Genomic DNA, 8917 nt, shown 5'->3' on the forward strand with positions numbered 1-8917 from the left:
AATTGATAAAGTATGGCACTGATTAATGAACATTTCCTGAAGCTACAAAACAACTACTTGTTCTCGGACATCGCAAAGAAAGTAAACAGTTTTAAGGTTACCCATCCGAAAGAGAAGATTATCCGCATGGGCATCGGCGATGTTACACAACCGTTAGCCCCTGCCGTCATCGAAGCCATGCACAAGGCGGTCGATGAAATGGCAAGTAAGGACACCTTCCACGGATACGGTCCCGAACAAGGCTATCCGTTCCTGATAGATGCCATCATCAAGAATGATTACGCCAACCGCGGTATCTTTCTTGAACCGGGTGAAGTGTTCGTAAGCGACGGTGCCAAAAGCGACTGTGGAAATATCGGTGACATGCTTCGCCACGATAACAGTATCGGTGTGACAGACCCGGTCTATCCGGTATATATCGACTCGAACGTGATGAGCGGACGAACCGGAACGCTGGAAGACGGTAAATGGAGCGATGTGGTCTACATCCCCTGCACGGAAGCCAACAACTTCGTGCCCGACCTGCCCAGCCGTCGCGTAGACATCATTTACCTCTGCTACCCGAACAACCCGACCGGAACGACGCTCACGAAAGAGGAACTGAAGAAATGGGTGCACTACGCCCTTGCCAACGACTGCCTGATCATGTACGACTCGGCTTATGAGGCCTACATCCAAGATCCCAATATTCCCCACTCGATCTACGAGATCAAGGGGGCGAAGAAGGTGGCGATCGAGTTCCGCAGCTTCTCCAAGACAGCCGGTTTCACAGGTGTGCGTTGCGGTTACACGGTTGTCCCGAAAGAGTTGAACGCCTTTACCCTGGCAGGCGAACGGGTCCCGCTGAACCGGATGTGGAACCGTCGTCAGTGCACGAAGTTCAACGGTACGAGCTACATCACCCAACGGGGTGCCGAAGCAGTTTACAGTCCGGAAGGAAAAACACAGATCAAGAAAACGATCGATTATTATATGACAAACGCCCGTATCATGCGGGAAAACCTCCGGAGCTGCGGTCTGCGGGTATATGGTGGCGAAAACGCCCCTTACATCTGGTTGAAAACACCGGACGGACTCTCCTCCTGGAAGTTTTTTGACAAGCTGCTTTATGAAGTCAATATAGTAGGGACCCCCGGTGTGGGGTTCGGACCCAGCGGCGAGGGTTTTCTCCGCCTCACCGCTTTCGGAGACAGAGACGACACGTTGGAAGCCATGGCCAGGCTGAAGAAGTGGTTGCTCTGAATTAACTGTCGATGCAGAAGGGGGAGAAACTGCGCAAATCCCCTCCCCCTCACATGTCCTGATTGCAAGGAAGCATAGGCAAAGTGTTTAACGGTTATCCAACAGAAAGAACATGATGAAAACAACGACTTTCAAGCGGACGGTTTTGTCCGCTACAGCTCTACTTATGTCCTTTTCGATCAGACTCTTTCTCGTTACCGGTATTCACCCAAGCTATTATTGCTCCCGAACATGACGATGTATTTTTAGTTTTCGGCATATCGCTGTAAACCAGTAATAAAGTTTAGGTTATCAAATAAAAAGAAAAGGAATCGTATAGAAAGGCCCGCCGGGTTTATTGATTTTATAGAATGTTATACCACAACCATCCCTGACTAAGACGGCGAGCGTTCTATACACCTTTTCCACAGTATTAATCCGGGTGAGACATCACCCAAACTCTTTAAGGTTATGAAAAAGATTGAAGCTATTATTCGTAAGACCAAGTTCGAAGAAGTGAAAGAAGCACTTCTCGATGCCGACATCGAATGGTTTTCGTACTACGACGTAAGAGGTGTCGGCAAAGCACGACAGGGACGTATCTACCGCGGCGTGGTCTATGACACGAGTTACATCGAACGTACGCTGATTTCCATCGTCGTCCGAGACAAGAACGTAGAGAAGACAGTGCAAGCTATCATCAAAGCAGCCCAGACAGGCGAGATCGGTGACGGACGCATCTTCGTCATTCCAGTGGAAGATTCCATCCGCATCCGTACTGGGGAACGCGGCGACATAGCACTCTACAATGCGGAACAGGGGAGATAGATAATGTGCCAATTAATATGACAAACTCGATCTTTCCCATTGGCATATTGGTAAATTAATCAATTAAACAAACAATTACAATGGATACTACATATACAATTACAGACTTAGCCCTATCGCTCGATACCGTATGGATGCTGCTTGCAGCCATGTTAGTATTTTTCATGCAACCGGGATTCGCCCTTGTGGAGGCCGGCTTTACCCGGACCAAGAACACGGCGAATATATTGATGAAGAACCTGCTCGATTTCATGCTGGGATCGTTGCTGTTCTGGACCGTTGGTTTCGGTATCATGTTCGGGGCAGGCGGTTTCGTCGGGATGCCTCATTTGTTCAACCTGAATTTCTATCATTCCCAATTGCCGGTCGAAGGATTCCTGATCTTCCAGACGGTATTCTGCGCGACAGCCGCCACAATCGTTTCCGGTGCGATGGCGGAACGGACCAAATTTTCCATGTACCTGGCATATACCATCCTGATCAGCGTGTTGATTTACCCCGTCAGCGGTCACTGGACCTGGGGTGGCGGCTGGTTGATGAACGGTGAAGAGGATAGTTTCATGATAAAAACGTTCGGGACTGTCTTTCACGATTTTGCCGGTTCCACAGTCGTCCATTCTGTAGGCGGATGGGTTGCCTTGGTGGGTGCGGCTATCATCGGACCTCGCATCGGCAAATACGGGAAAGACAAAAAATCACGAGCCATACCCGGCCATAGCCTGACGCTGGCTTGTCTCGGTGTATTCATCCTGTGGTTCGGCTGGTTCGGGTTCAACCCCGGTTCGCAGTTGGCTGCGGCCGGCGAGGGTAACCGTACGGCGATCGCACATATATTCCTGACAACCAACCTGGCAGCCTGTGCCGGTGGATTCACTTCCCTGATCGTTGCCTGGTTGAAGTACAAGAAACCATCTCTGTCTCTGACGCTGAACGGCGTATTGGCCGGATTAGTCGGTATCACTGCCGGTTGCGACCTGGTCTCTCCGGCCGGAGCGGCCATTATCGGCATCATCTGCGGGGCGGTGATGATCTATGCGGTCGACTTTATCGACCATGTCCTGAAGATAGACGATCCGGTAGGCGCCTCTTCCGTGCACGGTGTTTGCGGTTGCCTCGGAACCATCCTGACGGGGCTGTTCGCTACCGAAGAAGGTTTTTTCTACAGCGGCAGCGCAAACTTCCTGCTGGCACAGTTGTTCGGGGCGGTGATAGTAGGCTGCTGGGCTGCCGGAATGGGGTTCGTAGTCTTCAAAGGGCTTGATATCGTACACGGCCTCCGGGTTCCGGCTCGTGTCGAAGAAGAGGGGCTGGACATTTACGAACATGGCGAAACGGCTTACAATAGCTAACGGGAGGTTGTACCTAAATCCCGTTTAATCAATACAAAATATGATCCTGGATCAAGTCCGGGATCACAAAATTTCAATCGACATCTAAAAACAATAAAGATTATGTCAAAGTTAAGATTCAGAGTAGTAGAGACAGCCTTCAAGAAACGGGCTGCAGAAGTACCGGTTCCTGCCGAACGTCCATCCGACTATTTCGGGCAGAACGTATTCAACCGGGCGAAGATGTTCAAATATCTTCCCGAAAAAGCGTACGAACGGATCACGGACTGCATCGACAACGGCGCTCCACTCGATCGAGAAACAGCCGATGCCGTAGCTGCCGGCATGAAAAAATGGGCGATCGAAATGGGAGCCACCCACTACACGCACTGGTTCCACCCGCTGACCGAGGGGACGGCCGAGAAGCATGATGCTTTCGTCGAACACGATGGCAAGGGCGGCATGGTCGAAGAGTTCTCCGGCAAGCTGTTGATCCAGCAGGAACCCGATGCATCCAGTTTTCCGAACGGCGGTATCCGGAACACATTCGAGGCACGCGGTTATTCCGCTTGGGATCCCTCCTCTCCCGCTTTTATCGTAGGCGATACGCTCTGCATCCCGACTGTCTTCATCGCTTATACCGGCGAATCACTGGACTACAAAGCCCCGTTGCTGAAAGCCCTTGAAGCCGTCAACAAGGCTGCCACAGACGTTTGCCACTACTTCAACCCGGATGTAAAGAAAGTGTATGCCTATCTGGGCTGGGAACAGGAATATTTCCTGGTAGACGAAGGCTTGTATGCCGCACGTCCCGACCTGTTACTGACAGGCCGTACGCTGATGGGACACGAGAGTTCAAAGAACCAGCAACTGGAAGACCACTACTTCGGCGCCATCCCGACCCGTGTCATGGAGTTTATGAAGGACCTGGAAATCGAATCGCTCAAATTAGGTATTCCGTTGAAAACACGCCACAATGAAGTGGCCCCGAACCAGTTCGAACTGGCTCCCGTTTTCGAAGAATGCAACCTGGCGAACGATCATAACCTGCTTGTAATGGCTCTGATGCGCAAGATCAGCCGTAAGCATGGCTTCCGTGTCTTACTACACGAAAAACCGTTCAAAGGCGTAAACGGTTCCGGCAAGCACAACAACTGGTCACTGGGAACCGACACAGGCATTCTCCTGATGGCTCCGGGCAAGACACCGGAAGAAAACCTCCGCTTCATCACCTTCATCGTCAATGTGCTGATGGCTGTCTACCACCATAACGGATTATTGAAAGCCAGCATTTCGAGCGCCACCAACGCCCACCGCTTAGGGGCCAACGAGGCACCTCCCGCAATCATTTCCAGCTTCCTCGGAACACAGTTGTCGAAAGTCTTGGAACATCTCGAAAAAAGCGAACCGGAAGACCTGATGCTGGCAGGCAAGCAAGGCATGAAGCTCGACATCGCCCGCATCCCCGAACTGCTGATCGACAATACCGACCGTAACCGTACCTCGCCTTTTGCCTTCACCGGCAATCGCTTCGAATTCCGTGCCGTAGGCTCCGAGGCCAACTGTGCTTCCGCCATGCTCGCCCTGAACGCAGCCGTAGCCGAACAGTTGAAGACATTCAAAACCGAGGTCGATGCAAAAATTGCCGATGGCAAGGAAACATTCGCCGCCATCCTCGAAGTGCTCCGTAAAGACATCAAGGAATGCAAGGCGATCCATTTCGACGGCAACGGCTACAGTGACGAATGGAAAGCCGAAGCGGCCCGTCGTGGCCTGGACTGCGAAACAAGCGTGCCGGTGATCTTCGACAACTACCTGAAAGAAAGCAGCGTCCGGATGTTCGAATCCACCGGTGTCATGACACGTAAGGAACTGGAAGCCCGTAACGAAGTCAAATGGGAAACCTATACGAAGAAAATCCAGATCGAAGCCCGCGTACTCGGCGACTTGGCGATGAATCACATCATCCCGACCGCCACCAGATACCAGACTTCCCTGATCGACAACGTCTACAAGATGAAAGACCTTTTCCCTGCCGATAAGGCTTCCGTCCTTTCATCCCGCAACCTGGAAATCATCGAAGACATCGCCAACCGTACCAACTTCATCAAAGAAAAGGTAGACGAAATGGTGGAAGCCCGCAAAGTCGCCAACAAGATCGAGAGCGAACGCGAGAAAGCAATCGCTTACCACGACAAGATCGTCCCGATGCTGGAAGCCATCCGCTACCACATCGACAAATTAGAACTGGTGGTCGACGACCAGATCTGGACATTACCGAAATACAGGGAACTGTTATTTATCAGATAGTTTTTTGTTGATTGTTTTGTGTTTGCAAGGGGAGCATGCTGCGAAGTATGGCTCCCCTTCTTTTTTATTACAAAGGAATTATATACCTTTGGAGCATAATCAAAAAGAAAAGAGTTTACGCCATGACGGCAATGAAATTGCAACAATGGAAACGATTGCCGTCAGAACCCCGACAAACTCAAAAAACCTATAAGACAAACATAAACGAATATGAACTACGGATTTATAAAAGTTGCCGCCGCCGTACCGCATGTACAGGTAGCGGATTGTTTTTATAATATAGAAAAAATAGAAGGGCTGATGCGGCAAGCATCGGAAAAAGGCGTGCAGATCATCGCTTTCCCCGAACTGTCCGTCACCGGCTATACCTGCCTCGACCTCTTCGCCCAGCAGACGCTGCTCGATGGCGCAGAAGCGGCTTTGCTCAGACTGCTCAACGATACGGCCGACTTGGATATCCTGACCATTGTCGGCGTTCCGCTCCGGACGGAAAACCGGCTGATCAATGCCGCTGTTGTTTTCCAGAAAGGAGTCATACGGGGAGTTGTCCCTAAGACATATTTGCCCAACTACAAAGAATTCCAAGAACAACGCTGGTTCACATCCGCCACGGAACTTCGGGAATCGACGATTTCCATCGGGGAAGAAGAATCTCCAATGGGAAGCCACCTGCTGTTCCGTTCGGGACGGCTGACTGCCGGCATCGAGATATGCGAAGACCTCTGGGTTCCCGTCCCCCCCAGTTCCCTGCTGGCGATGGAAGGAGCCAACATCATCTTCAACCTCTCTGCCAGCAACGAACTGATCGGCAAGCACGCCTACCTGCGTTCGCTGATCTGCCAGCAGTCCGCCCGTTGCATGGCAGGCTATGTCTACGCCTCTTCCGGCTTCGGCGAATCGAGCACCGACCTCGTCTTTGCCGGTAATGGGATCATAGCCGAGAACGGCAACCTGCTTGCCGAATCTCCCCGTTTCACGATGGAAGAACAACTTGTCATCAGTGAGATCGACCTCGACACCTTACAGAACGACCGCCAGGTAAACACCAGTTTCATGTATGGCGCACCCGGACTGCTGAAGAAAGAAACACAAACCATAGATTTCCAGCTCCCGCATCCGGATAGATGCTATCTGACCCGCCCGGTCGACCCGCACCCGTTCACCCCTTCCGGCAATGCGCTGAAAGAACGCTGCGAGGAAATCTTCCAGATACAGGTTGCAGGGCTGGCCAAACGGATCGTCCACGCCCATGCCCGGACAGCCATCATCGGCATATCCGGCGGCCTCGACTCCACCCTGGCACTGCTTGTGACCGCCATGACCTTCGACGCCCTGAAGATGCCGCGCGAACAAATCATCGGTATCACGATGCCCGGCTTCGGCACGACCGACCGCACCTATACCAACGCCTGCGACCTGATCCGCTCCCTTGGTGTCACACTGAAAGAGATCTCGATCAAGGAAGCCTGCCTGCAACATTTCCGCGACATCGACCACGACCCGTCCGTCCACGACGTGACCTACGAAAATAGCCAGGCTCGCGAACGGACCCAACTGCTGATGGACATCGCTAACCGGGAGAACGGCCTCGTGATCGGGACCGGCGACCTCTCCGAACTGGCACTCGGCTGGGCGACCTATAACGGTGACCACATGTCGATGTACGGTGTGAACGGCAGCATCCCGAAAACACTGGTCAAATACTTGGTCGAATGGATCGCCGACAACAAGGTGGACGAATCGTCACGCCTCACCCTGCTGGACATCGTCGACACGCCGATCAGCCCCGAACTGATCCCGGCTGACGAGAACGGCAACATCAAACAAAAGACAGAAGATCTGGTCGGTCCTTACGAACTGCACGACTTCTTCCTCTACCATTTCCTGCGTTTCGGTTCTCATCCGTCCAAAATCTATTTCTTAGCACAGAAAGCATTCTCAGGCCTCTACGACAATGCTACGATCAAGAAATGGCTCTACATCTTTTTCCGCCGCTTCTTCCAACAGCAATTCAAACGCAGTTGCCTGCCGGACGGCCCCAAGGTCGGCTCCGTCAGCCTTTCGCCGCGTGGAGACTGGCGTATGCCGAGCGATGCAGTGTCGCGACTTTGGTTGGAAGAAATAGAACGAATCAAAGTATAGTTACCGGGCCGATTCATCCAGCAAAAATGATTTTATTGGTTTTCATTGTTTTATTGATAGCTATGACCGTTTGGAAATGGTCAATAAAACAATGAAAACCTATTATTTAACGTGAGTTCGATATAATTTGCACCCGGTTTCTTTTCTGTTGAAGAACATGAAAGCAAAATGGTAAAAAGCTGTTTGCTATAGAATAAGCAAAGCAACCGCATCAAAATTTCCCAAGGCTGTGATCTGCATACGAAGTTTTCTGCAAATCATCTGTCACTCTATCACCATGAAGTATATATCCATTGATATTCAAGCGTTATTAGAAGTGATACATGACGTTTTTCTCTATCACTTTTCTATCACTCCTCTATCACTCCTGAAACATGGCATTTTTATCGTATGATTGAAAAACAGCATATTGCCTTCTTTTGCTTTTGAAAAAGCATATAAAACAATCAGACAAACAAATGTAAAAACGAATACAATAGGTGTTAAATCGGCAAAATACGGTTCTTCATTCTACAAAAGCCCTCTCTTTTTTAGCAAGAAACAAGCACATAATCCCGCAAACACCCCCATGTCGCCACCCTTTACACCCGGGTGTACCTGGTCTCTACACCCGGGTGTAAAAAGGGGTAACAGAGGGATGTCCGGCAACTAAAGTACCTTTCCGGACCATGGGAACTACTCGGTTTTACATATTTTATAGTCGTTTTTACATAAAACAATCGAGTGATTTGCAGGAATGAGAATATGGTGCTTGTTGTATGTGTTATTCGCAATATGCTTATATACAGTTTTTTATAAACATAATACATGTTTTCGTACCAAATTACCTGTGATAGGGTAGTGACACTGTTGTGATACTTTAGTGATAGAGAAAACAGGTATGTATCACTACGGAACAAACTGAATATCAATCGGTAAAGATGAATTAGTGATACAGTGACAGAGAAATGGGAAAAACTTGGGTTCTTCGTCATTTTCGGGGCAGCAAAATATGCTAACCGCCTTTATCTATGGACTATGCCAGCTTATTTGAGGGAATAAATATTCATTGTCATAAAATGGAGTTAAAAAAGATGTAGATGTGCATG

At 50.2% G+C, this 8917-nt stretch carries 5 protein-coding genes; all 5 read left to right on the forward strand.

Annotation, left to right across the window (positions count from 1 at the left end; genetic code table 11):
* The first annotated feature begins 12 nt into the window (after positions 1-12).
* On the forward strand, positions 13-1242 hold the full coding sequence (locus tag ACW6QF_RS14240) for an LL-diaminopimelate aminotransferase (protein WP_456088306.1): 1230 nt from the start codon (positions 13-15) through the stop codon (positions 1240-1242).
* Between the two features lie 450 nt (positions 1243-1692).
* Complete coding sequence (locus ACW6QF_RS14245; protein WP_298553204.1) at positions 1693-2049, forward strand: P-II family nitrogen regulator; 357 nt, start codon at positions 1693-1695, stop codon at positions 2047-2049.
* A gap of 80 nt (positions 2050-2129) precedes the next feature.
* Positions 2130-3398: an ammonium transporter gene (locus ACW6QF_RS14250; RefSeq protein ID WP_456088307.1), complete on the forward strand. Its 1269-nt coding sequence runs from the start codon at positions 2130-2132 to the stop codon at positions 3396-3398.
* 102 nt (positions 3399-3500) lie between these two features.
* Positions 3501-5687, forward strand: a complete 2187-nt coding sequence (locus ACW6QF_RS14255; protein WP_456088308.1) for a glutamine synthetase III family protein — start codon at positions 3501-3503, stop codon at positions 5685-5687.
* A gap of 210 nt (positions 5688-5897) precedes the next feature.
* Positions 5898-7829: an NAD(+) synthase gene (locus ACW6QF_RS14260; RefSeq protein WP_456088309.1), complete on the forward strand. Its 1932-nt coding sequence runs from the start codon at positions 5898-5900 to the stop codon at positions 7827-7829.
* The last annotated feature ends 1088 nt before the right edge of the window (positions 7830-8917 follow it).

The organism is Parabacteroides sp. (genome assembly GCF_977054455.1).

Bases quoted from the DNA above. Each gene is read 5' to 3' on its own strand.
- ACW6QF_RS14240 (WP_456088306.1), top strand. From the start codon at position 13: ATGGCACTGATTAATGAACATTTCCTGAAGCTACAAAACAACTACTTG.
- ACW6QF_RS14245 (WP_298553204.1), top strand. From the start codon at position 1,693: ATGAAAAAGATTGAAGCTATTATTCGTAAGACCAAGTTCGAAGAAGTG.
- ACW6QF_RS14250 (WP_456088307.1), top strand. From the start codon at position 2,130: ATGGATACTACATATACAATTACAGACTTAGCCCTATCGCTCGATACC.
- ACW6QF_RS14255 (WP_456088308.1), top strand. From the start codon at position 3,501: ATGTCAAAGTTAAGATTCAGAGTAGTAGAGACAGCCTTCAAGAAACGG.
- ACW6QF_RS14260 (WP_456088309.1), top strand. From the start codon at position 5,898: ATGAACTACGGATTTATAAAAGTTGCCGCCGCCGTACCGCATGTACAG.